The sequence below is a fragment of the Clostridium sp. 1001271B_151109_B4 genome, assembly GCF_015670405.1.
In the GTDB taxonomy this organism is placed as follows: domain Bacteria; phylum Bacillota; class Clostridia; order Clostridiales; family Clostridiaceae; genus Clostridium.
Window position 1 is genome coordinate 68,477 of record NZ_JADPBQ010000004.1, and the last position, 25,627, is coordinate 94,103.

20 protein-coding genes and 1 other annotated feature (1 of these 21 only partly in view) are annotated in these 25,627 nt (G+C 30.1%); of the genes, 1 reads left to right on the forward strand and 19 read right to left on the reverse strand.

The features are described 5' to 3' along the window. Position 1: 1 nt before the first annotated feature. From I4V63_RS04100 to gpmI, 4 genes are all read right to left on the reverse strand, one after another. Positions 2 to 3,460 (reverse strand): CIA30 family protein, encoded by a 3,459-nt coding sequence (locus I4V63_RS04100; protein WP_196000029.1) that lies wholly within the window; start codon positions 3,458 to 3,460, stop codon positions 2 to 4. Positions 3,461 to 3,776: 316 nt separating this feature from the next. Next, on the reverse strand, positions 3,777 to 5,963 hold the full coding sequence (locus I4V63_RS04105) for an alpha-galactosidase (protein WP_196000030.1): 2,187 nt from the start codon (positions 5,961 to 5,963) through the stop codon (positions 3,777 to 3,779). Between the two features lie 232 nt (positions 5,964 to 6,195). After that, the gene (locus tag I4V63_RS04110) at positions 6,196 to 7,062 is read right to left on the reverse strand and encodes a DegV family protein (protein ID WP_196000031.1); all 867 of its coding nucleotides are present in this window, start codon (positions 7,060 to 7,062) and stop codon (positions 6,196 to 6,198) included. A 144-nt stretch (positions 7,063 to 7,206) separates the two neighbouring features. Then, positions 7,207 to 8,739: a 2,3-bisphosphoglycerate-independent phosphoglycerate mutase gene (gene gpmI / locus I4V63_RS04115; RefSeq protein WP_196000032.1), complete on the reverse strand. Its 1,533-nt coding sequence runs from the start codon at positions 8,737 to 8,739 to the stop codon at positions 7,207 to 7,209. A gap of 296 nt (positions 8,740 to 9,035) precedes the next feature. Between gpmI and I4V63_RS04120 the strand changes: the two genes are divergently transcribed. After that, the gene (locus I4V63_RS04120; RefSeq protein WP_196000033.1) at positions 9,036 to 10,097 is read left to right on the forward strand and encodes a hypothetical protein; all 1,062 of its coding nucleotides are present in this window, start codon (positions 9,036 to 9,038) and stop codon (positions 10,095 to 10,097) included. 51 nt (positions 10,098 to 10,148) lie between these two features. Here the strand turns inward: I4V63_RS04120 and tpiA are convergent, their stop codons facing one another. The 15 genes from tpiA to cysK all read right to left on the reverse strand — a co-directional run bounded on the left by tpiA (position 10,149) and on the right by cysK (position 25,547). Beyond that, on the reverse strand, positions 10,149 to 10,895 hold the full coding sequence (gene tpiA, locus I4V63_RS04125) for a triose-phosphate isomerase (protein ID WP_196000034.1): 747 nt from the start codon (positions 10,893 to 10,895) through the stop codon (positions 10,149 to 10,151). A 91-nt stretch (positions 10,896 to 10,986) separates the two neighbouring features. Beyond that, the gene (locus I4V63_RS04130) at positions 10,987 to 12,165 is read right to left on the reverse strand and encodes a phosphoglycerate kinase (protein WP_133013754.1); all 1,179 of its coding nucleotides are present in this window, start codon (positions 12,163 to 12,165) and stop codon (positions 10,987 to 10,989) included. Between the two features lie 150 nt (positions 12,166 to 12,315). Then, the gene (gene gap, locus I4V63_RS04135; protein ID WP_005211699.1) at positions 12,316 to 13,329 is read right to left on the reverse strand and encodes a type I glyceraldehyde-3-phosphate dehydrogenase; all 1,014 of its coding nucleotides are present in this window, start codon (positions 13,327 to 13,329) and stop codon (positions 12,316 to 12,318) included. Between the two features lie 105 nt (positions 13,330 to 13,434). Further along, positions 13,435 to 14,469, reverse strand: coding sequence for a sugar-binding domain-containing protein (locus I4V63_RS04140; RefSeq protein ID WP_196000035.1), 1,035 nt, complete (start codon positions 14,467 to 14,469; stop codon positions 13,435 to 13,437). Positions 14,470 to 14,775: 306 nt separating this feature from the next. Continuing rightward, entirely contained in the window at positions 14,776 to 15,612 is an 837-nt protein-coding gene (locus I4V63_RS04145; protein ID WP_196000036.1) for a DegV family protein, read from the reverse strand. 20 nt (positions 15,613 to 15,632) lie between these two features. Further along, positions 15,633 to 16,094, reverse strand: coding sequence for a tRNA (cytidine(34)-2'-O)-methyltransferase (locus I4V63_RS04150; RefSeq protein ID WP_196000037.1), 462 nt, complete (start codon positions 16,092 to 16,094; stop codon positions 15,633 to 15,635). A 185-nt stretch (positions 16,095 to 16,279) separates the two neighbouring features. Further along, positions 16,280 to 17,116, reverse strand: a complete 837-nt coding sequence (locus I4V63_RS04155; protein ID WP_196000038.1) for an HAD family hydrolase — start codon at positions 17,114 to 17,116, stop codon at positions 16,280 to 16,282. A gap of 187 nt (positions 17,117 to 17,303) precedes the next feature. Further along, positions 17,304 to 18,773: a VanW family protein gene (locus I4V63_RS04160; RefSeq protein ID WP_347707719.1), complete on the reverse strand. Its 1,470-nt coding sequence runs from the start codon at positions 18,771 to 18,773 to the stop codon at positions 17,304 to 17,306. 419 nt (positions 18,774 to 19,192) lie between these two features. Further along, positions 19,193 to 20,134 (reverse strand): glycoside hydrolase family 25 protein, encoded by a 942-nt coding sequence (locus tag I4V63_RS04165; protein ID WP_196000039.1) that lies wholly within the window; start codon positions 20,132 to 20,134, stop codon positions 19,193 to 19,195. A gap of 304 nt (positions 20,135 to 20,438) precedes the next feature. Then, positions 20,439 to 21,350 (reverse strand): D-alanine--D-alanine ligase, encoded by a 912-nt coding sequence (locus I4V63_RS04170; RefSeq protein ID WP_196000040.1) that lies wholly within the window; start codon positions 21,348 to 21,350, stop codon positions 20,439 to 20,441. A 189-nt stretch (positions 21,351 to 21,539) separates the two neighbouring features. After that, a complete protein-coding gene (gene nth / locus I4V63_RS04175) occupies positions 21,540 to 22,181 on the reverse strand; it encodes an endonuclease III (RefSeq protein ID WP_196000041.1) in 642 nt (213 codons plus the stop codon). A gap of 65 nt (positions 22,182 to 22,246) precedes the next feature. Next, positions 22,247 to 22,951, reverse strand: coding sequence for a lysophospholipid acyltransferase family protein (locus I4V63_RS04180; protein WP_196000042.1), 705 nt, complete (start codon positions 22,949 to 22,951; stop codon positions 22,247 to 22,249). 66 nt (positions 22,952 to 23,017) lie between these two features. Continuing rightward, positions 23,018 to 23,992: a tRNA epoxyqueuosine(34) reductase QueG gene (queG, locus tag I4V63_RS04185; RefSeq protein WP_196000043.1), complete on the reverse strand. Its 975-nt coding sequence runs from the start codon at positions 23,990 to 23,992 to the stop codon at positions 23,018 to 23,020. After that, on the reverse strand, positions 23,993 to 24,595 hold the full coding sequence (epsC, locus tag I4V63_RS04190; RefSeq protein WP_196000044.1) for a serine O-acetyltransferase EpsC: 603 nt from the start codon (positions 24,593 to 24,595) through the stop codon (positions 23,993 to 23,995). It lies immediately after the preceding gene. 43 nt (positions 24,596 to 24,638) lie between these two features. Continuing rightward, positions 24,639 to 25,547: a cysteine synthase A gene (gene cysK, locus I4V63_RS04195; protein WP_196000045.1), complete on the reverse strand. Its 909-nt coding sequence runs from the start codon at positions 25,545 to 25,547 to the stop codon at positions 24,639 to 24,641. Between the two features lie 52 nt (positions 25,548 to 25,599). Beyond that, positions 25,600 to 25,627, reverse strand: a binding site (T-box leader); it runs 214 nt beyond the window's last position.

Sequence of the window (25,627 nt, forward strand, 5' to 3'; positions counted from 1 at the left end):
ACTAATTATCTTTCTTTCTCTTTATTAAACTACTTCCTCCAACTAATGCTGCTAAGGCTGATATCACCGCAATAGCACTATTTGCCCCACCTGTTTGTGGTAATTTATTGCTTCCATTACCTGTGCTTGGTTTTATAGTTGTTGTTCCATCTGTTCCTACTGTTGAATCTGGTGTCGGCGTCGGCGTTGGTTCCGGTGTTAGATCTGGATCTGGTGTTGGTTCCGGATCTGGTGTTACAACAGCTGATGTATCAATAACTTTAATATCATCAAAATACATTGTGGATTCTACTGTCCATTCACCTTCATTATCTTCTGGCGCTATAGTATTACACCAAATACCGATACTTGAAATGTTAGCAGAATCAAATTCACCTTTGTTTTTACCTACAAAATCTTCAAACTTTAATGTTAATAACTGTGGTTCTGTAGTTGCTGCAAACTCTGGTAAAAACACTTCAAAATCTTCACCATTACTTGTAATTTGAATAACTAATTTTTGTCCATTTCCATCTGGTTTAATCCATAATTGTAATGCATCATATTCAGACCAATCAACATTTTTAGCTGTAGTCATACCTGCCCAACCTTCACTAGTCTTAGCATTAGAAATTTTATAATTGAATTCTAATCCATAACTTCCGCTATTGAAATTACCTTCTTCACTTGTAATTTGAGGGTTCAAAGTACATCCTGGTCCAACATTAGTTGCCCAATCATTTAATAATAATGCACTTTCTCCACTATAGCTTTCGAAGTCATCTACTACATTAACTAATTTTTCTTGTTCTTTTATATTAAACATTATCTTATTAAAACTTACAACTTCTTTGTCAACAACTAACTCTATTGTTCCAATAATTTCACCTATTTTTTCTAATATCATTTCTGTTAAATCAGCTGTATAAATTCCATCTTCATCGTTATCTTTAGCATTTATTTTTTCAATTTCGTTACCATCACCATCTTTAATTACAAAAGAAACATCTCCTTTTAAGTTTTTAACTACTGCTGATATAGTTATTCCCTCTAAAACTCTTGTACCTGAAATTGGATTTAATATATATCCATATCCATATGCTTCTTCATCAACATTTACATCTAAACTTAAAAAATCACCTGTTTGTTTAGCAAATACTGATCTTTCGTCATTATAAAAATCAATAAATTCATTAATCATTTCATGACCTGTAGTTTCAGTCATTCTATATGGTACATAGAAGTTTTCCTTATCATCAAAATTAGCCCAAACCATAAAATATGGCATTCCTGAACCTGATACAACATCTAAGACTTCATTATACCAATCTTTTCTTGTATTACCTACTTGAGCTGTTCCCCCATTTCCAACTCTCATACCAATTTCTGATACTGCTGAAAGTTTTCCTTTCTTTTCAGCTAACCCTTGTACTAAATCAATAGTTTCTTCTAATACACTCATCCAACTATCATCTTCAGTTGGATTATCATGATACATATCGAATGCTAATATATCTACAAATTCATCACCTGGATAACGAGATAAATAATCTTCTTCATCTTCAAATGGTCCGCCTGGTGAATATACATATAAGAAGTTATGAACCCCCTTAACATCTCTTAAGTATTCAACTGTATAAGCATATAAATTTTTATAAGTTTGCTCATCACAGAATGCTTTTCCCCACCAGAACCAACTTCCATTATTTTCATGGAAAGGTCTGAATAATACCGGTACCCCCTCTGCTTCTAATTGTGTACCATAATCAGCAATTAAATCTAAGTATCCTAAGAATATTTCATTTAAATCTCCACCTGGCATTATTCTTTGTACTATATCACCTTTAGTAACACCTGGAGTATATCCTGAATAATCATAATTTCCTTCATCATCTAAACCTTTATCTTTAACAATTTCAAAGTTAGGCATATGTGCTGATAATGTTATTATTCCACCCTCTTCAGCTGCTTGAATTGCAACTTGTGCTGCTGCATCTACCCCACCATCTAATTCATCACCAGTAAATGATAGTGTATCCATCCCAACTAAACCAGCTATTGATCCTGTCATATCTAGTGTATCTGATTTTATTCCACTAGTATCTCCTGGAATTTCATATTTTCCACCCTTATGATGAGTATCATTTTCATGCCCAAATATTACTTTATCTGTTTTTGAAAGCCCCATTAAATATGAATATAAAGATGATGTTTCATCTGTAACCTTCTCATCTACTAACTTAACTTCGCTTGGTGTATCTAAATCACTTACATTTATAGAATCTTGAGGCTTAACTTCTTCTGTTATTTCAACATAAATATTATCTACTTCCTTTTGTGATAATTCTATATTATCAATATAAATATCCCCTTTATAATTGCTGTTAACACCTATTACTGCTAATATAAGGCTATCTATCTCTTTATTTACCCCTGCAAACTCAACTGTAATTCTAGCTTTCTTCAACCCACCACCAATATCTTCTAAATCTTCTAATTTAATATCTTGGTAAACATCAATTGCACCATTTGAATATAACTTAGTTTTAAATGATCCCATGCTCATATTTGCAGGGTCATATATAAAATCATATGATAATACATTATATCCATTAATATTAATAGCTTCTTTAAAATTATTTTGTAACTTAACTTCACTCCAAGAAACTTCTGTATCTTTAGTAAAATCTAATGATAACTTTAATGATCCATCACCAACAGTTTTATCATAATTAACTTCTGGACTTCCTTGATACGCCCATACTCCGCCAAATTCCCATCCTTCTAATCCTGCATCTTCATCATCAAAATTCCACTTTAATGAAGTGACTTCTGGTATTTCTTCATCTCCAGTACTAGCCTTTGAATTTACTTTAACATTATCTAAGTACATAGCTCCTGAATAATCTGTTCCCCCACCAATTACTTGAATAACTACAGCTTTTAACCCTTCTAATTCACTTCCTACTATCACAGATGCCGTAACCTTTGAATATCCATTTCCTAAATCTTCGAATTTATCCTTAGTAAATGAACCATCTGTTCCATCTTGCCATGACCATTGTCCATCTTTTAATGCACCTTTGAATTTAATTTCTCCTTCAAAATCTACTTTTTCTGTAGGTATTACTATATCAAATTCTATTGATGATCCTGCTGGTATAGATTCTTCTAAATCTGTGAAGAAATTAAACTCATGTTTATTACTATCCCATTCCCATGTGCCATCAAATTTTGTTTCAAACTTCATCATTTCATCTTCAATTGAAACATTTTCATTTATAATTACACCACCCACTTCATTAGGTGTTCTATCATTTGAAAAATCGTTGGTATAAATTACTTTTCCACCTTCAAATTGAACCTCATAATTATTAACATTTAAATTATTAGTTGCATAAACCACTGTTTGAAATTGACTTATAGCTACTGAAGTTGCTAATACTAAAGCTGCCAATCTCTTATTTATCGTAAATTTCATTACTTTCTCCTCCTATTTTATGTGTTACATTAACCTCATATTAAAACGTTATCAAGAATTATAAATAATTATCTATCTGTTAAAGTTCTACACCTCCCATCTAAATAATTAGGGTTATATTACTTTAATTCTATTTTCTTATGTAATTATTTACAATCTGAAGATATCTACAAACGAATTATCGCTAATAATTAATAATAATTGTTAATATTTTATAAAATTTAAAGCTATTTAAATATTTGTATTATTATTTAAATTCGTGATTATCAATAATACTAATATATTAAATAGCTTTACTTGTAATTTTTATAATATCTTATTCAGCAATTAAATGTATTAATTTTGAGGAATAATCTCCATATAAAGAGACATTAAGTCCAGCATACATTAATGCTCCTCCTGAAATAACTTCACCGCTTTCCTCAACTTTATACATTTTATCTTCTACTAAACCTTTTAGTTTAATTCTTCTACTATGATAATTGGGTCTTCCTAGTACTTGTACACATGTTACTAATACTTCATTCTTATCTTTAGATACAACTTCCCAAGCATCAAACCCATGATTTTGTGAGAAGTTTTCTATACGATAATAATCTCCCCTTCTTACTAAATCATTATATTTATGATACATTTCAACTTGAACTGGTATCATTTCTCTATCCTTTTCTGATATTCTAGTTACATCCAATTCATATCCAAATGTTCCTGCTAATGCAACATGTCCTCTTGTTTCAAAAGGTGTAATTCTTCCTACTGTGTGATTAGGACAATCACTTACATGTGCTCCCATTGCTGAAAGTGGATAAACCATTGAAGTTCCTTCTTGAATCTTCAATCTTTCAATAGCATCTGTATCATCTGAACACCAAATTTGTGGGCTGTAATATAACATACCTGCATCAAATCTTGCTCCACCACCTGAACAATTTTCTAATAGTATATGTGGGAAATCAGTAGTTAATCTATTCATCATTTCATAAACTGCTAACATATATTTATGAAATAGCTCACCGTGCTTTTCTGGAGATATTGCTATACTCCCTAAATCTGTTAACTGTCTATTCATATCCCATTTTACATAAGTAATATTTGCACTTGAAAGTACCTTTTTAACACTTTCATATATATAATCAACTACTTCTTGCCTAGATAAATCTAATACATATTGTTCTCTACATAACGCTGGCTCACGACCTTCAATATGAATACACCAATCTGGATGTGCTCTAAATAAATCTGAATTTGGTGAAATCATTTCTGGTTCAAACCATATTCCAAATTCCATTCCTAATTTATTAACTTGATCAACAAGATTTTTTAATCCACCTTGAATCTTTTCTTCGTTAACTGTCCAATCTCCTAATGAAGAGTTATCGCTATTTCTCTTTCCAAACCAACCATCATCCATAACAAGCATTTCTATTCCTAGCTTTGAGGCTTCCTTTGCAATAGATAATAATTTTTCTGTATTAAAATCAAAGTAAGTTGCTTCCCAGTTATTTATTAATATTGGTCTCTTCTTATCTTTAAATTGCCCTCTAATTAGGTTATTTCTATATAAATCATGGAAAGTTCTTGTCATCTTTCCTATACCTTCATTTGAATATACCATTACAACTTCTGGTGCTGTAAACTCTTGTCCTTCTTCTAAAATCCAAGCAAAATCTTCTGGATTTATTCCCATAACTACTCTTGTTGTATCAAATTGACATCCTTCAATTTGAGTAAAGAAATTTCCTGAATAAATAAAGTTAAATCCATAAACATTTCCACTTTCATCAGTTGCATTATTATCTAAAAGAGCTATGAATGGATTATCCTGATGACTTGATTCTCCTCTAATACTAGATACAGCTTGTCTGCCATAACTTATTTTCTTTCTTGAAATATGTCTTTCTCTTGCCCATGACCCATGAAGAGAAATCATATCATAATTCACTCCATCGAAATCTACACAACTTGATAGCACTTTAGTAAGAGTTACAGAATTATTAGAACAATTCTTTACTCTTACACTTCTAGTTATTACATCTACACTTTCAAATGTTGTATATATTAAAACTACTTCTAAATTTAAATCCTTATCTAAGCAAGTTATTTCTAATGTTGTACATTCTTTTTCATCTCCAAAAGTAGCTGGTAATCCTTTTAATTCTTTCTTACCTTTAAATATTTCATGTGATATATATTGCAGTTTGCAAGCAGTGTGTCCATTACTATCTCTTACTTTCAGGCATGATTCTCTAAAGTCACCTATACCATGTGTTGAATACTCCATTGGAAAACTATCATAAAATGATACTCTGTCTCTATTATTTTTTGAAGGTACATATGGTGGCTCATCTATACGCAATAAATAATTAACGTTTTCATCAATTATCTTATTTCCAAAATAGACGTGTCCAACAAATTGCTCTTCATCTACTATTGCTATAATATAAGATGTATCTTTTGAATCTAATTTAAATACTTTATGCTTTTCTATAAATTTTATACTCATATTATTCTCCCCTAATTATTATATTTATTATGCAAAATTTAATTTTCAACTCTAACTTATTACAATTATATTTGCAAATCAATAATATCTGAAATATCATTAATATTAATCGTTATTACTGATTTTTTGTTTATAATACCATCATAAAGCTAATAATAATATCCTAATAATTTCATTAAAAACATTAAAAAACTGTATAAAAACTACTAATAGTTTCTATACAGTTTAATTTCTATCTATTATTACTCAAACAGATTGCTGCTAAAACTCCTGGTCCTGCATGAGCCCCTACAACATTCCCAACGTAATTAATAATTACATCTTTAAATTTTACTTCTTCCAAAATCATATCTCTTAAAGTTTCTGCTTCTTCTAAGCAATCACCATGACATATATATAATATTTCATTTTCAGCATTTACTGCTTTTTCTATAACTTCGTTTACTAAAAATCTTAAGGCCTTCTTTTTCCCCTTAATCTTTTCACCTTGAATCAATTTACCTTCATTATCTAAAAATAAAGTTGGCTTAATATTTAAAAGACCTCCAATGGCAGCAGTTGCACCTGAAATACGTCCACCTCTTTTTAAATGATTCAAATCATCTATTAATATAGAATGTATTACTTTTCTCTTATTTTCTTCTAGCCAATTAACTATTTCTTCAGCCCCTATTCCACTATCTCTCATTTCACACGCTTTAGCTACTAGTAATCCTTGACCAACTGAAACACTTAATGAATCAACTAAGTAAATATTTGAATTTGGATATTCATCCATTAAATTATTCTTTGCTATATTAGCACTATTGAATGTTCCACTTAAACTTGATGATAATGATATATATATAATTGAATCTCCATTTTTTATATATTTAATAAATTCTTCTTCAAACTCATGAGCATTTATTTGAGATGTTGTTGGTGTTGCTCCTTCTCTCATCTTATTATAAAAATCTTTATAACTTAAAGTTTCACCTAAATCATCTTTTATTGCTTGTCCATCTAAATTTAATATTAATGACAATAATCCTATATTATTATTTTTTATATAATCTCTTGTTAAATCACATGCTGAATCTGTTATTATCTTTATTCCCATAATTTTCATCCTCCACTCACCTTATAATAGTGTGTTTTGTTTTGTAAAGAAATTATATCTATAAATATTAATATTGTCAAATCTTTTGACTCTCAAATAATATATCAAACAAAAAAAGAGAGGGATTCCCCCTCTCCTAAAATACTATTTTATTAAAGATTCACCTGACATTTCAGCTGGAACATCTAATCCCATAACAGTTAACATTGTTGGTGCTATATCAGCAAGCTTTCCATCACTTAAAGACTTACCTTCAGTGTGGTTAGATACCCATACAAATGGAACTGGATCAGTTGTGTGAGCTGTAAATGGATTTCCTGTTGTTAAGTCAATCATTGTTTCAGCATTTCCGTGGTCAGCAGTTATAAATACTGTTCCATCTAATTCTAAAACTTTATCAACTACTCTTCCTAAACATGTGTCAACAGCTTCAACAGCAGCTTTAGCAGCTTCCATTACTCCTGTATGTCCAACCATATCTGGGTTAGCGTAGTTTAATATAATCATGTCATACTTATCTGAATCTAATCTATTTATTAATTCATCAGTTAATTCTGGTGCGCTCATTTCTGGTTTTAAGTCATAAGTTGCAACTTTTGGAGATGCAATAAGAGCTCTATCTTCACCTTCATTTTCTTTTTCAACACCACCGTTGAAGAAGAATGTAACGTGAGCATACTTTTCAGTTTCTGCTATTCTTAATTGGTTTAATCCCTTAGAAGCAACATATTCACCTAAAGTATTAGTTATTGCTTCTGGTCTGTAAGCAACTTCAACACCTTCTAAAGTCTTATCGTATTGAGTCATTGTTACAAATATTAAGTTTAAAGTTTCTCTTTCAAATCCTGCAAACTCTTTATCGTTTATAGCTCTAGTTATTTCTCTAGCTCTATCAGGTCTGAAGTTGAAGAATACTACTGAATCTCCATTCTTTATTGTTCCAACTGGAGCTCCATTTTCTTCAATAACGCATGGTAATACAAACTCATCTGATTTGTTATCAGCATAAGATTTTTCCATACATTCAACAGCAGATGTAGAAGTTTCTCCTTTTCCAAGTACCATTGCATCATAAGCTAATTGTACTCTTTCCCATCTGTTATCTCTATCCATAGCATAGTATCTTCCTGAAATAGAAGCAATCTTACCTACGCCAATTTCAGACATATAGTTTTCTAATTCAACAACGAAGTCTTTTCCTGAACCAGGAGCAACGTCTCTACCATCCATAAAGCAGTGAACATATACATTTTTAACTTCTTGTTCCTTAGCTAATTTTAATAATCCTTTTAAATGATCTATATGAGAGTGAACTCCACCATTAGATAATAAGCCCATTAAGTGTAATGCACTATTATCTTTTTTAGCATTTTCCATAGCCTTTACTAATGCTTCGTTCTTAAAGAATCCACCTTCGTTTATCTCTTTAGTTATTCTTGTTAATTCTTGATATATAATTCTTCCAGCACCAATATTTAAGTGTCCAACTTCTGAATTACCCATTTGTCCATCTGGTAATCCAACAAACATTCCACTTGCTTGTAATTGTGAGTGAGGATAGTTTGCAACTAATTTATCAAAATTTGGTTTGTTAGCAGCTGCAACTGCATTTCCATCACCTTCTGGAGCAATTCCAAATCCATCTAATATCATTAACATTACAGGTTTCTTAGCCATAATTCCCTCCAAATATATAAATACTTTTTAGTTTCAAAAAGACTTATAACCTTGTGAGTTTCATCATATAGCTTAAGTCCTCTCTGAATCTCACTCGTCATTAGTATTCTTATTGAACCATGTTTATTATACTATAATTATTATTTCTAAACAATATAGATACTTTTTTGTAAACGATTGTCCAAAAAATTTTCTGATAATTTATTTTTTGCAACCTTGAGAAAAATTATTAAAGGCACTTAATATTTATTCCTTTTCATATAATGAATTAGAATATATACAAGGGATGGTTTATTATGAAAAAGCTTTTAATCTATATTATAATTCTAGCAATAACGCTAATTATAACCTTAAATCTCTTTGTCTTTTATAACAACTCCTCGCTATCAAATACCTTAAGTGATTCAGATAATATTAGAAATACAATAACAGAACTTGATAGCTTTAAAACTACGATAACTGAAATGAGTGATTCTCAAGAATCTTTTATAGTGACAGGAAAATCAAAATATAAAGACGATTATGAAACTAATTTAAACAATGCCTATGATTATTCAGATACACTTTTGAATAACGAAATAATATCAACGGAAGATAAAAATACACTTGTTGATTTAATTAAGGATTATGATTCTATAAATCAAACAATTTTTGATAGTACTATAACTTATCCTGCTTCAAAAGACTTCGAAACACTTGTTACTAATTCTAATAATTCTAAGTTAAAAATTCTTCACACTGTTAGTAATCTTATAGCTGCTCATAAGGATTCTCTTGAAAAATCATCAAATAATATTTCTCAGTCTATTGGTAATCAAAAAACTTTTATAGGGTGGATTAGTAGTATCTTTACTGCTCTAATGGCTCTTCCCCCATTGCTTGCAAAAAAATTTGTAAAAACTTCTAAAAATATTAGCAATGACTTTTCTTCTCTAACATCGACTAATACAACTAACTCTAGTGATAATGATGAATCTTCACCTTTATCTAATTCAATTAATACACTAGAAACATTTTTCAATTTTCAAAATAATTCAGAAGAAGTAAAAGAAGTACGAAACCAATTAATTCAAAATGCTACATTGATTAATTATTTAAATGTTGTAGACTTCAATAATTCAGAAATGGCAAAAAATTATAATGATTGCAAAACTGCATTATCATCAATCATTAATAAATTTATTACCATTGAAAAGAAATGTTCAGATGATTCATCAATAGATATATGTAATGAAATAGAATCAATAAGATCAGCCCTAAATCAACTTTCAAATTCTATAAATAATTTATATAACTATAATGAATATATGATTAATATAAGTAAGTTACTTCTTGATAAAAATGGCGATTCTAAATAATTTAATGAAAAAAAGAAATCCCTAGCAGAGGATTTCTTTTTTTATTAAATTCTAGTAGTTTACGATTTGAGCAAAATCAGCAGCAACTAAGCTAGCTCCACCAACTAAAGCTCCATCGATATCAGATTGAGCCATTTGAGCTTTTATAGTTCCTGGCTTAACTGATCCACCATATTGTATTCTTACTTTATTAGCAACTTCTTGACCAAACATTTCAGCAACAACGCTTCTTACAGCCATTATTGTTTCGTTTGCTTGCTCATCTGTAGCAGTTTTACCAGTTCCGATAGCCCAGATTGGTTCGTAAGCTATAACAACTTTTTCTGCTAATTCTGGTGATAAACCTTCTAAATCAGCTTTGATTTGAGCTCCAACAACTGCATTAGTTGTTCCGTTTTCTCTTTGCTCTAAAGTTTCTCCACAGCAAAGGATTGGAGTTAAGTTGTGAGCGAAAGCAGCTTTAACTTTCTTGTTTAAAGCTTCATCTGTTTCGTTAAACATTTCTCTTCTTTCACTATGTCCTAAAACAACATAGCTAACTCCCATAGCTTCTAACATTCTTGGAGCAATTTCACCAGTGAAAGCTCCTTTTTCTTCAAAGTGCATGTTTTGAGCAGCAACTTTGATGTTTGATCCTTCAACTGCTTTTAATACAGCATCTAAACAAACAAAAGTAGGGCAAACTACTACATCACAAGTAGCATCCTTTACTAATGGTTTTAATTCATTTATAACTTTAACAGCTTCTTCTGGAGTATAGTGCATTTTCCAGTTTCCAGCAATAATAGCTTTTCTCATTCTATTCACCTCATAATTTAATTTTAAACAATTAGTTATGAATGAAGATTAGCCTTCATTCATAACCTTTAAACCTATTTTTAATAAAATCCTACTTATCGTTTAAAGCAGCGATTCCTGGTAAAGTTTTACCTTCTAAGAATTCTAATGAAGCTCCACCACCTGTAGAGATGTGAGTCATTTTGTCTCCGAATCCTAATATGTTAACAGCAGCAGCTGAGTCTCCTCCACCGATAACTGTTGTAGCATCTGCATCAGCCATAGCCTTAGCAACAGCAATTGTTCCTTTGTTGAAGTTTTCGAATTCGAATACTCCCATTGGTCCGTTCCAGATAACAGTCTTAGCATCTTTAATTGCATCAGCATATAAAGCTTCTGTCTTAGGTCCGATATCTAATCCCATGAATCCAGCTGGAATGTTTTGATCTTCAGTAACTGTAGCTTCAACATCCTTGAATCCATCAGCAATTCTGTGGTCTACTGGTAATAAGAATTTAACACCGTTAGCTTCAGCTTTAGCGATCATTTCCTTAGCGTAGTCCATTCTATCATCTTCACATAAAGAAGTTCCGATTTCATATCCTTGAGCTTTTAAGAATGTATAAGCCATTCCTCCACCAATGATGATTGTATCAACTTTTTCTAATAAGTTGTTGATAACAGCTATTTTATCAGAAACCTTAGATCCACCTAATATAGCAACGAAAGGTCTAACTGGGTTGTTTACAGCTTCCCCTAAGAATTTTAATTCTTTTTGGATTAAGTATCCGCATACAGCTGTATCTACAAACTTAGTAACACCTTCAGTTGAAGAGTGAGCTCTGTGAGCAGTTCCGAATGCATCATTAACGTAGATATCACATAAAGAAGCTAATTCCTTAGATAATTCTTCTCCGTTCTTAGTTTCTTCTTTTCTGCATCTAGTGTTTTCTAATAATACAACGTCTCCGTCTTTCATATCAGCAACAGCTTTTCTAGCATTTTCTCCAACAACTTCTTCATCTCTAGCGAAAACAACTTCTTTACCTAACATTTCGCTTAATCTTACAGCAACTGGTGCTAAAGTCTTAGAAGCATCTTTTCCTAAGTGAGAGCAAAGTATAACTTTAGCTCCATTTTCAACTAAGTACTTGATTGTTGGAAGAGCTCCTACTAATCTATTTTCATCAGTGATAACTCCATCTTTTAATGGAACGTTAAAGTCACATCTTACTAAAACTCTTTTACCGTTAACTTGAATATCTTCAATTGTTTTCTTATTAAAGCTCATTCTTTTCACCTCATAATTTATTCATAATTTTATCTATAATTTTAAAAGAGGCCCGGTCTTATAAGTATGCCTTAGAGACCGGACCCATTTTAGGATCTTATAAGAGTGCTTTTATAAGCATCTAAATCCGTATTTATTTATCTATTAAAATTAAGCTAATTCAGCGAAGTATTTAATAGTTCTAACCATTTGGCTAGTGTATGAGTTTTCGTTGTCATACCATGAAACAACTTGAACTTGGTATAATCCTTCTCCGATTTCAGATACCATTGTTTGAGTTGCATCGAATAATGAACCGTATTTGATTCCGATGATGTCTGAAGAAACTAATTCTTCTTCAGTGTAACCGAATGATTCGTTAGAAGCAGCTTTCATAGCAGCGTTGATTCCTTCTACAGTTACATTTTCACCCTTAACAACTGCAACTAAGATAGTTGATGATCCAGTTGGAACTGGTACTCTTTGTGCAGAACCGATTAATTTTCCGTTTAATTCTGGAATAACTAATCCGATAGCTTTAGCAGCTCCAGTTGAGTTAGGTACTATGTTAACAGCCCCAGCTCTAGCTCTTCTTAAATCACCTTTTCTTTGAGGACCATCTAAGATCATTTGGTCTCCAGTGTAAGCGTGGATTGTTGACATTATTCCTGATTGGATTGTAGCGTAGTCATTTAAAGCTTTAGCCATTGGAGCTAAGCAGTTTGTAGTACAAGATGCAGCTGAGATTATGTTATCTTCAGCAGTTAATATATCTTGGTTTACGTTGAATACAACTGTTGGAAGGTCGTTTCCAGCTGGAGCTGATATAACAACTTTCTTAGCACCTGCTTCGATATGAGCTTGAGATTTAGCTTTTGATACGTAGAATCCAGTACATTCTAATACTACGTCAACACCAATTTCTCCCCATGGTAATTTAGAAGCGTCAGCTTCAGCATAAATTCTTACTTCTTTTCCATCAACAGTGATAGAATTTTCTCCAGCAACAACTGTATCACCTAAAGCGTATCTACCTTGTGCTGAATCATATTTTAATAAATGAGCTAACATTTTTGGGCTTGTTAAATCGTTGATAGCAACTATTTCATACCCTTCTGCTCCAAACATTTGTCTAAATGCAAGACGTCCTATACGTCCAAAACCGTTTATTGCAACTCTTACCATTACAATTACCTCCTAAAAATAGATATTATATATTTAAAATTAAATTTTAAATCTTAACTAATATGTTGAAATATCTTAATTAACAAATTTTCTTTTAATTAAGTACTATTTATTTGACTTAATTAATTCAGCAATTTTTCTTCCTGCAGCTTCATCTGTTACTAAAACAGCATTTGAATTATTCATTTCAGCTGCAATAATAGCTTCCACTTTATTTTCTCCTGCCGCCACAGCAATATGCGTGTTAATTTTTTTAGCATCATTAATGTTTATTCCAATTGGTGTATTTTCTGAAACAACTTCTGAATCTTTATTGAAATAACATCCAAAGGCTTCACCAACTGCTCCTAGTTTTTGAAGTTTACTTATATATTCTTCTGACAACCCACGTTTTTTAGCCATATGAATTGCATTACCTATTCCATAAATTAAAATATCAGCATTATGAATAGTATCAATAACTTCTTTTATTTGTTTTTCTTTAAGAAGTCCTTCTAACACTTTATAGCTTACATTTTCAGGAATATGTAATAATCTATAAGTTCCATCAAGTTTATTTGCTAAAGATGCTGCTAAATAATTAGCTTGACTTTCAACTTTTCTTCCCATTCCGCCTCTAGCAGGAATAACAAGAACATCTGAAACATTATTTACCTTTGGAAAAGCTTCAACCACTTCTTTAATTGTGCTTCCTCCAGTTATGGCAATTATATCTTTATCTTTAATAAGATTCTTTATATAGTTAGCTGCTGCTCTACCTAGTTCCTTTATAGTTTCTGGATTTTCATCAACATTTCCTGGAACTATAACAACATCTTTTACACCTAAAAATGATTTAATACATTGCTCAATATCATTTAACCCTTTAATTTCATAGATAAATTCTTTTAATCCATCTAATACTTTTTGTCCATCTTTTGTGACCGTCATACCAGGGGTATTAATTTCTATTAAGTTTTGTGATTTTAACAAATCAATTTCATTTCTAACTACTCTTTCGCCAAGATCAAGTTCATTTGCTAGCATTCTTCTTCCAATAGGTTGGTTATAATAAATTGTCCTTAAAACATTATATCGTTTTTCTAGGACTTCCACTAGCTCAGGAACTATCTTTCTTTGCAACTCTAATATTTCCTGCACCACAGACCCTCCTTTGGACTAAAAACGTCCCAGCAATGACTTTTATGTCCCACATTTATTATTATAAAACAGATATCTAAAATTTGAAAGTCTTTCTAGTAATTTTTTTTATATTTTTTTCTCTTTTTTGCTTATAATGAGTTTTTAACCTCATTATAACTATATTTTATAAACTTTCAAACCAATCTTTTATCAGTTTACTATTATATTTTATACTATTTATACATATCTATTCATGAATTTTTTTCCATTAGGCATCAAAAAAATAAGCAAGTAATAACTTTAGAGTTATTACTTGCTATTACACTATTTTTTAATAAAGAAAATACCACATGCTTTAATACCTGAATGTATTCCAACAGTACATCCAACTTTTGCATCTATATAATTAATATTATTTTCATCAAAATATTTTTTTAACCCTAAATATATTTCCTCATTTAGTATTTCTAATAATACTATCGGTGAATTAAGATCTACATTTCCATTTTCAAAATCAGAAATAACTTTCTTTAATGCCTTTTTACTACCTCTAACCTTATCTTTAACAGCCATTTGACCATCTTTAACTTCTAAAATAAGTCTTAATCCTAAAACACTTCCAATTGTACCTGCCGCCTTAGAAAGTCTTCCACCTCTTACTAGGTTTTCTAATGATTCAAAACTTAAAGAACTTTTTACTTTTGGAATTAAATCTTTGATTTTTTGTTCAATCTCAAAAATATTATCTCCATTATCTCTAAACTCACAAGCTTTTAATACTAAAACCCCTAATCCAGATGTTACATTTCTAGAATCAATTATAACAATATCATCACTTTCTAACATATTTTTCGCTATACAAGCTGATTGATATGTCCCGCTCATTTCTGATGATAAAACTAATGTTACAATTTTATATCCTTCATCTAGGTATTTTTTAAAAGTCTCTTCAAATCTACTTGGTGTAACTTGAGCTGTAGTAGGAAGAATATTTTCTTTCTCTATTCTTTCTAACATCTCATGTGTATTTATCTCTACTCCATCTAGATAACTATCTTCTCCAAAGTTAATTAATAAAGGTAAAACTTCAATCCCCTTTTCCCTAACAAGATCTGCTGGTAAATCTAAAGTACTATCAGTAATGATCTTAATTTTTTCCATACAAGTACCCCCTATTATTATTATTTCATATTTGGAAAACCAATTTGTTTTAATGCTTCATAAGCTACTATAGCTACGGTATTTGATAAATTCAAGCTTCTTGTACTTGTTTGTACCATAGGTATTCTTATTCCCATATGTGCATTATGTACCTCTTCAGGAACACCTGATGATTCTCTTCCAAACATTATAAAATCTCCATTTTGAAATTTTTCATCTGAATACATATTTCCTCCATGGGTAGTAGCTAAAAATATTCTTCTATCTCCATATTTAGCCATGAAATCTTCATACGATTCATGAACTTCCAATTTTAAGTCTTTCCAATAATCTAAACCTGATCTTCTAACAGCCTTATCATCAATACTAAACCCTAATGGCTTTATTAAATGAAGAGTTGAATCTGTTAAAACGCAAGTTCTTGCTATATTTCCAGTATTTTGTGGTATTTCTGGTTGATATAAAACTATATTTAAATTCAAAGATTTCACCTTCCAAAACAAAAAGTAAGATGATATAACATCTTACTTTACACTATTTATATATATTTTATGATACTATATAGTCTTTTAATAGTCAAAGCATTTTACATTTTCTTAATTTTTAAATAAATAATTAATATTATTTATATCATTATAATATGCTATTATCATAATAATTATTTAAACTATTTTCCTTTTAATATAAATTTATCAATAACCTTTGCAACTCCATCATTTCTATTAGTATCAGTTATATAATCAGCTATATTTTTAAGCTTCGGGATTGCATTTCCCATGGCTATTCCTAAACCTGCTAATTCTATCATAGACATATCATTTTCATTATCTCCAATGCAAATTAACTCTTTTTCACTAATATTATATTTATCAATTAATGCTTTAACTGCATTACCTTTTGATGCATTCCTATAATTAATTTCTAAACTATGTCCTCCTGATGAAAAACTAACAATATCGCTTAAACTATTTATTTCTTTTTTAATTTTTAATATAGTAGACCCCAAAGGACTTATAACAATTGCTTTATCCATATCCTCATTATTAAATACTTTTATCCATTCCTCTTTACTTCTAACATTTATATACTTTACATTTAAATTTTCACAACATACTTGTTTTGTCATATAACATTGCGTTGATACTTTTGTTAACCAATTATTGCAGTAAATAGTGTCCTTTGTATTAAACTGAAAAAAAGCATTATATTTCATTAATATATCAAGTATTTTAATACATTCCTCCTTTGGAATAGAACATTCATATATAACTTCATTAGTTTTCTGATCTATAACAATAGCACCATTAGCTGCTACTACAGGAGAATTTACACCTAAAATTTTAGAAAAATATAATGCATTATTATATAACCTTCCTGTAGTTACAACTATTTCAACTCCCAGATCATGTGCTTCTTTTATAGCTCTTTTGTTTTTTTCTGAAATCCTCTTTCTTCTTCCTAGCAAAGTGCCGTCCATATCTATACATATCATCTTATACTTCATATAGAACTCCTTACTTTCTAACTTTGATCCATAAAATTCGTACATTATATTTTATAGCTTATACTTATAAAAGGTTTTTTATTTTATAAAAAAAAGTCATAATATAATGTTATTGGCTTATACTTTCCCATAACATATATTATGACCATTTTATAATTTACAATATTTTTTTATGTAAATCTTTCATTTAATTTACTTCTACTTCTTCAGCTGGCTGTTCTGTAGTTGTTTCTACTGGCTGTTCTACTTGAGTTTCAACCTTTTTCGTCCCCACACTAACAACTTCATTTCTTGATGAGTAGACATCTGTAGATATAAGTTCTTTATTTACTTGAACTCTATTTTCATAAGTTACTAAGTAACCACTTGCCTTACATCCATTTGCTCCTGCTGACTTAACAACTCTTGTTCCTTCATTTAATGAAGCATCCTTAACTTCTTCTGTACCATAATTATAAGTTTCTAATATTTCATTAACAAGCTCATAAGTTTTTCCACCCATAGCTCCTTTATTTCCAAAAATATTAAATACTACTTGATTTCCTGATAAATAACCTTGAATATAAATTGGGAAATCATAAGTATTTACAAACTTATAATCTATGTATCCTGCCGCAACTGTAGCATCAAGTCCTGGCTTAGCATATCCAACTGTCATTGAATGATTTCTTCTTTCAGTTGATCTTATATTAGCTTGTATTACTGCTCTATAAAGCGTACTTGATACTTGACATACACCTCCACCATATCCTGGTACGATTGTTGCTCCTACATATGTATTTGCTTCTTTATAACCTCTTTCAGGGGTTGTTGGTCCTATAGTATTATTATAACTGAATTCATCACCTGGCATTAATAATGTTCCATTAATATATCCAGTAGCTATTCTTAAATTTTCAACTCTTCCAGAATCTGCTTGACTAAATGTACTTGAAAATGACGACATTACCCCATCAATTTTATTTAATGCTTCTGCCGTAACCCTTGGAGAATACTCTTGTAACTCTACAGCTACTTCTTCTGTCTTTTCTGGATCTGGATCTATGCAGCCTTTTATCTCATTTATTAAAGCCTCTACATCAATATGTTTTCCATTAGTCTCTGAAGTAACTGATATATTGCTACCACTAATTGAAATAGTTGCATCTACTGCTTCAACTTTGATTTGATCATTAACGCTATTTGCAAATTCATTAACCTTTTCTTCATCGTAGCTTAATACAGTATCAACATGAGCCTCTACACCATTTTCTATCATTTTCTTTTTATCAAATAACTTGGCATCTTTTCCATATTCTAAAGCTTTCTCCACAGTTTCATCTGCACTTACTGTTGGGTTAACATCTGAATATTTTAATTCAAACGAATTATCACCAACTGAAACCTTTATTACTTTATCACCAATTAAAGAAAGTAGTTGAGTATTAATTAGATCTATTGCTTCTTCTTTTGTTTTACCACCTAAGTCTATTCCATAAGCTTGTACACCAGGATATATTTTATCATTCCATGCTTCAACTTTGTTTTTAACATTCAAAATATAGGCACCACATATTCCTGCAAGTAATACTACAATACTCGCTATTATAATTATTAGTTTCTTATTTTTAGACATAGCAGCCTTTAATTTACCATCTTTCGATTCCTCAGTATTCACACCTTCACTCCTCCCACAAAAAATATCTATAATTGCTTATAATTGCATTATGTATTAATTATATTCCATTCTTTAATTTAATACAATTAATAAAATCATTCCATTTTTTTAAATACAATAAAAAACATGAATAAAAATAGCTTTCTTTATCGTTTTATATTCATTTATTATTTGTAAATTTAATTTTTCTATGCAAAACAATAAGAAAGCTATTCTTTTATTACAATTAACTCCATCCTCCTAACTGTCGGATGAATACACTAAAGTGTACTTTCAGCTTGCCAAATTCAAAATTTAGAGCTTCAAGCAAGTTCGCTTAACTAAATCAAAGATTTAGAAGCATTTCTCAAATGAAACTCCTCCTCCTAACCGTCGGATGAGTAAGTTCGCTTAACTAAATCAAAGATTTAGAAGCTCACTTATATTGTAAAACTGCTTCTATTTTTTGATGTTTCACCATCTCTATCAAAGGCTTCAATACTTATTTTTATTGTTCCTTTTACGGTAAATGGTAATTGATTTATATTAATTGAAAAACTAGTATCTTTTGCATCTACTGTACCTATCCAGTAATTATTTGCAAAAATATTATATCCAACTAAGTCAGTATCAGTATTCTTTTTCCAACTAATATTTAATATATTTCCCTTTCTATTTACAGTAAGTCCTGCAACATTTCTAGGCTGAGTTAATAAATCTATACTATCTGGTCCCCAGTTAGCATCTACCATGCTAGTAACCCCTGCCACCGTTGCTGATTCACTATATTGCCATATTCTCCATCTTGTCCATCCTCCTACATCTGGTGGAACCGGTGCATTACCTGGAATTGCAGTATAATGAGCAATCCATAAAATCATATTTTTTAATGGATACCCTTCATTAGGTATATAAAAATTATTATACATTTCCACAAAGAATACACCTGTATAAAGCATCAATCTTCTTCTAGTCTTTTTCTCGAATCTTTTTCTAAATCTATCAATCCAATTTATCAATGCCGATGTAGAAATTGAGTTATCAGTAGGTGTCTCAATATCTAGTACTGGAAATAAATCTCCGTAATCTTTCTCTCCAAATCCCTCTTGAAGTATATTTATAAAATCATCACATTGAGAATCAGCTGTAGTTAGATCATAACTAGGAACTCCAAAATGATATGCTCCAACTGGTATTTTTAAATTTCTAGCTTTACCTGCAAATTCTAAAAATTTCTTATCAACTCTAAAACGTCCTGAAGCCGATCCTGAAGATCTTAGGTATAAAAAGTCTATAGTCGTTGCAAGAACGGAAAAATCCACATCTTGTGAATATTCATTAATATCTATACCAAATAGACTTTTGTCAGTTCTATCTTGCATAAGCCCTCCAATAAATAAAATTCCTTAGTATTATACTATTTTAAAATTTATTTATTGTTACAAAGTTTAAATAGTTAATAATTAACAGTTAAGATGTACACTCCTAAGGAAGTTTTTTAATTCAGCTTAGCTGAATTTTTTTACTTAACAACTAACTTAAAACTCATCTATCTTAGACGCTATAAATTTCCCAAAAAAAGCTAGAATCATCAAATATGATTCTAGCTTTTATACTTATCTTAATTTAGCTTTGGTTGAATTTATTCCTCAACTACTAACTATTAACTCAAAACCTTTAACTATCTTAATGGCTTCTTTTTACTTTCATAGAAGTTTCTATAATCTTATCTAATAATCCAGAATAACTAATATTTATTGCTGCAGCACTTTTTGGGAAAAGACTTGCTGGAGTCATTCCTGGTAAAGTATTAACTTCTAATATATACGGTATTCCATTTTTATCTATTATCATATCAACTCTAGCATAAACTTGACATTTTAATGCCTTATAAGTATTTAATGCCATTTTCTCAACTTCTTTATGAAGAGTTTCTTCTAGCTGAACAACAATTTCATCTGCTCCATCTGCTGCGTATTTTTGAGTATAATCAAAGAAATCCGAATGTGGTTTTATTGCTATAACAGGCCACATTTCACCATCAAATACAGGACAAGTTATTTCTTCGCCTTCAACAAATTCTTCAATCATTACTTCACAATCCCATTTTAACCCTTCTTCAACCGCTGCTTTTATTTCACTTTTTTCTTTTACTTTAAATGTCGCAACACTTGAACCTCCATTAGTAGGTTTAACAAATACAGGATATCCCATTTCCTCAATCTTATCATAATCAATTTCATCAACAGATGAAACATTTATCCATCTAGCTGTTCTGATATCATTTGCTTTTAAAACTCTCTTTGTAAAATCCTTATCCATACATACACCTGAACTAATTGGTCCACATCCTGAATATGGTATATCTAAAGTTTGAAGTACAGATTGAACAGTTCCATCTTCTCCAAATTTTCCATGAAGAGCTAATAAAGCAAAATCAAGTCCTTTAACCTTTGTTATTATATCTTCTTTATTATCTATTACTACAGGTACTACCTCATATTTAATTTTATCTATTTTTTCTACTATAGAATTACCGCTTTTAAGTGAAATTTCTCTTTCTGATGAAATTCCTCCCATTATTACTCCAACCTTCATTCATTTCCTCCTATAATTCATTCAATTTAATAATTATCTCTTTCAAAGCAAAATATATTTTCTCCTAAATTTATATGGAATTTTATATATTATACAACATATTCTTAGAGAGAATAATTCTTTAATAATTATATCATATAAATTTTTTTATAATTTATAAAGGTTGTAATTAATATATCCTTATAAACCTTAATGTTTTTTTGCTTTTTGCTCTTTAAAATATTTACATCTATTAGTAAATGGACACTCTCCACACTTAGGATTTCTTGCTATACACATTCTTCTACCATGAAATATTAATAAGTGATGAGTAAGACTCCATTCCTTTTTAGGCAATTCTGCTTGTAACTGCTTCTCAACTTCAAGTACATTATCTGAATCAGCAAGACCTAATCTATTAGATACTCTAAAAACATGAGTATCTACAGCAATAGAAGGTACTCCAAATGCATTTGATAAAACTACATTAGCTGTTTTTCTTCCTGCACCAGCCAAACTTGTTATTTCATCCATAGTTCTTGGAACTTCTCCATTAAACTTACTCTTTAACTGATTGCACATAATTAATATATTTTTAGCTTTACTTCTATAAAGCCCTATTTGCCTAATTCTATTTTCTAACTCATCAATTGATAAAGTTAAAAATGCATCTACATCTGGATACTCCTTAAATAAATCTTCAGTAACTTCATTTACCTTCTTATCAGTTGTTTGAGCTGATAAAATAGTTGCAACTAATAATTGAAATGGAGTTTCATGATTTAATTCACATTTTGCATCAGGATACATTTTTTTTAACTCTTCTAATATTATTTTAGTCCTTTGTTTCATCTTTCATTTCCTCCATTAACATGTAAATATACGAAACCCTAATCCCAATATACTTACATTCTTAATTATTTATAAAAACCCCTATATTCCTCCGGAAGTCCTTTTGCTATAGATTTCATTAAATAATTTAAGCATCTTTCGTCATAATCATGTTTAGATTCTTCTTTTTCTTTCTTAGGAATAATAACAGGTTCACCTATATTTACATTTACAACAGCATTATTCCATTTTTCTTGAGACATATCTCCGTCTTTATTAATAGGTAATAACTTTTCCGTACCACTTAAAGAAATTGGAATTATGTTAGCTTTGCTCATTCTAGCAATAAGTATAACTCCTTTTTTAGCTTCAATCATACTCCCAGTTCTGCTTCTTGTTCCCTCTGGAAATAGAACTAAATTTTCACCATCTTTAAGAATTTTTATCATTCCCATTATTGCATCTTTATCTGCAGTATTAGGTTTTATTGATATGTTTTTAACTATTTTAGTCCCTAGATTTGTTACAGGATCATTACTTAACTTTACACCAGCTACAAATGTTGGATCATAATCTTCTTTCAATACCTTTTCTAATATAAATCCATCTGAATTACTTAAGTGATTACAAATAAATATTTTTGCCCCATCTACCTTTTTAATATTTTCATATCCATTAACTTTTATCTCTGCATATTTATTTAAATATCCATTTATAGCATTTCTAGCTATCTTAAACACTACTTTCTCTGGTAAAAACCTCATTAACCTTGCAGCACCTTTAGAAATCACTTTTATCCCCCCTTATATAATCACTATTTATATTATATTTTATATACTTAAACTAAACAATTGTCTTTACTTATTTAATCTTTCAATATAATCATTTAAATAAGGTGAATCTCCTTTATATTTCTTTATATCTCTACCTTCATTATGTAATTTTATTATAGCATTTCTTTTAATTATATTTTTTCCTCTCCATCCACATGAAGTAATTAATATATTTTCTTTAAATGCCTTATTATTAATCCCCGCATATAGCTCACAATCTAATTCTTCCATAAACCTTAAAGGTTTAAACTCACCTATATTAGAAAATTTTATATTCTTATTATATGGACATTTATTTTGACAAATGTCACAACCAAATATCTTTCCTTTTAAAAGCTTTATTTCCATATCTGAAAGTTCTTTCTTTTGAGTTATATAAGACGAACAAATATTAGGATTCTTTTTTCTCTCATTTATAGATTTAGTTGGACACTCTTTATAACATATATTGCATTGCCCACATTCCTTAAATTCTTTTATTTCATTAAAATCTCTTTTATCTTTATCAAATAAACTTAAGTCTGTTATTATTTCTCCTAAAAAAACATAAGATCCATAATTCTTAGTTGCTATCATATTATTTTTCCCTATAAAACCAATACCGGCTAAATATGCAATATATCTTTCTGGTAATGTATTACTATCAACAAACGAAATTGCCTTTCCTCCGTTTTCATTTATTAAACTGCATATTTCATCTAAATACTTTTTTACAACCCTATGATAGTCAAGCCCCTTTGTATATTTGGAAAATCCATTTTCAATATAGTTATCAACCCAAAGATAGGGAAAAGCTATTGAAATAATAGTTTTCCCTTCATTCATATACCACTTTGGATTTATTCTTTTCTCTATATCACTTTCTTCAAATTCATTTTCCAGTTTATTACTTTTTCTATAATCATAGAAATCATATAATTCATCAAATCTTCTACACTCAATAAATCCTATATCTTCTATCCCTCTAGAATTACAATATTTTTTGATTTGTTCTTTCACCTATATCACCATATTATTATATATTTCTTTTTTTCTTCCTCTATAATCTTTAATTTCTATTATTTCTGATTTTTCTTCTTTAATTTTAATAATATTTTTAGCAGGAATCCCTACTGCTGTTGCTCCTTCAGGCACATCCTTTAGCACTACAGAATTTGCACCTATCTTAGAGTTGCTTCCAATATATATTGGTCCTAATACTTTTGCTCCAGCGCCAATTACAACATTATTACCAAGTGTAGGATGTCTCTTTCCTTTATCTTTTCCAGTTCCACCTAATGTTACTCCATGATATAAAAGAACATCATCCCCTATTTCTGCAGTTTCTCCTATTACTACTCCCATACCATGATCTATTACCAATCCTCTCCCTATTTGGGCCCCTGGATGAATTTCTATACCTGTAAAAAATCTTGATATTTGTGATATAAATCTAGCTAGGAAAAATAATTTTTTAGTATAAAAATAATGTGCTATCCTATATGCAATTAGTGCATGTATTGTTGGATAAAGCAAGAAAACTTCAATTTTACTCCTAGCTGCTGGATCATTTTCCATTACCTTATTTAAATCATATTTTAAATTTTTAAACAATATTTGCACCCCTTTCTTTTGTTAAAAATCTTTGAAAAACCTTTTTTAAATATTAATCATAAATTCCCATAGAAATATACTTTTCTCCACCATCTGGTGCCAAAGCTAAAACTTTCTTTCCTTTTCCTAACTTCTTAGCAATTTCTATTGCTGTATATATTGCCGCACCTGAAGATATTCCAACCAATATTCCTTCTTTTTTAGCAAACTCTACTGCTGTTCTTATTGCATCTTCATCTGTAACAGGCATTACATTATCTACATACTCATCCTTATAATTTTGTGGCACAAATCCTGCTCCTATTCCTTGTATCTTATGTGCTCCTGCTTTCTTTCCTGCAATAACTTGTGAATTATTTGGTTCTACTGCAACTACTTGTATTCCACTTATTTTTTCTTTCAATCTTTTTCCAACACCAGTTACTGTGCCACCAGTTCCAACTCCTGAAACAAATACATCTAAATCATTAATATCATTAAATATCTCATCAGCAGTTGTTTCATAGTGTTTGTCTGGATTAGCTATATTCTCGAATTGTTGTGGCATAAAGTATCCTTTATTATCAACTAATTCATTAGCCTTCTCTATAGCTCCTTTCATTCCTTTAGCTCCTTCAGTTAATACTAATTCTGCTCCAAAAGCTTTTATTAAATCTCTTCTTTCCTTACTCATAGTTTCTGGCATTACAATTACAACCTTGTAACCTTTAAGCCTTCCAATCATAGCTAACCCAATACCTGTATTTCCACTAGTAGGTTCAACAATTACTGAATCTGCTTTTAATATACCTTCTTTTTCAGCTCTTTCTATCATTCCTAAAGCAGCTCTGTCTTTAACACTTCCGCCTGGATTAAATTTTTCTAATTTTACATATACATCTGCACAATTTTCATTCACCATGCTCTTCACCTTTAATATTGGTGTGTTTCCTATTAATTCAATTGCTCCATTATAAATCACTTCTCTGCCTCCTAGAATTTAATTTTTAATAAAAAAAAACTCCGTCTCTATATATAGAGACGAAGTATATTCGCGGTTCC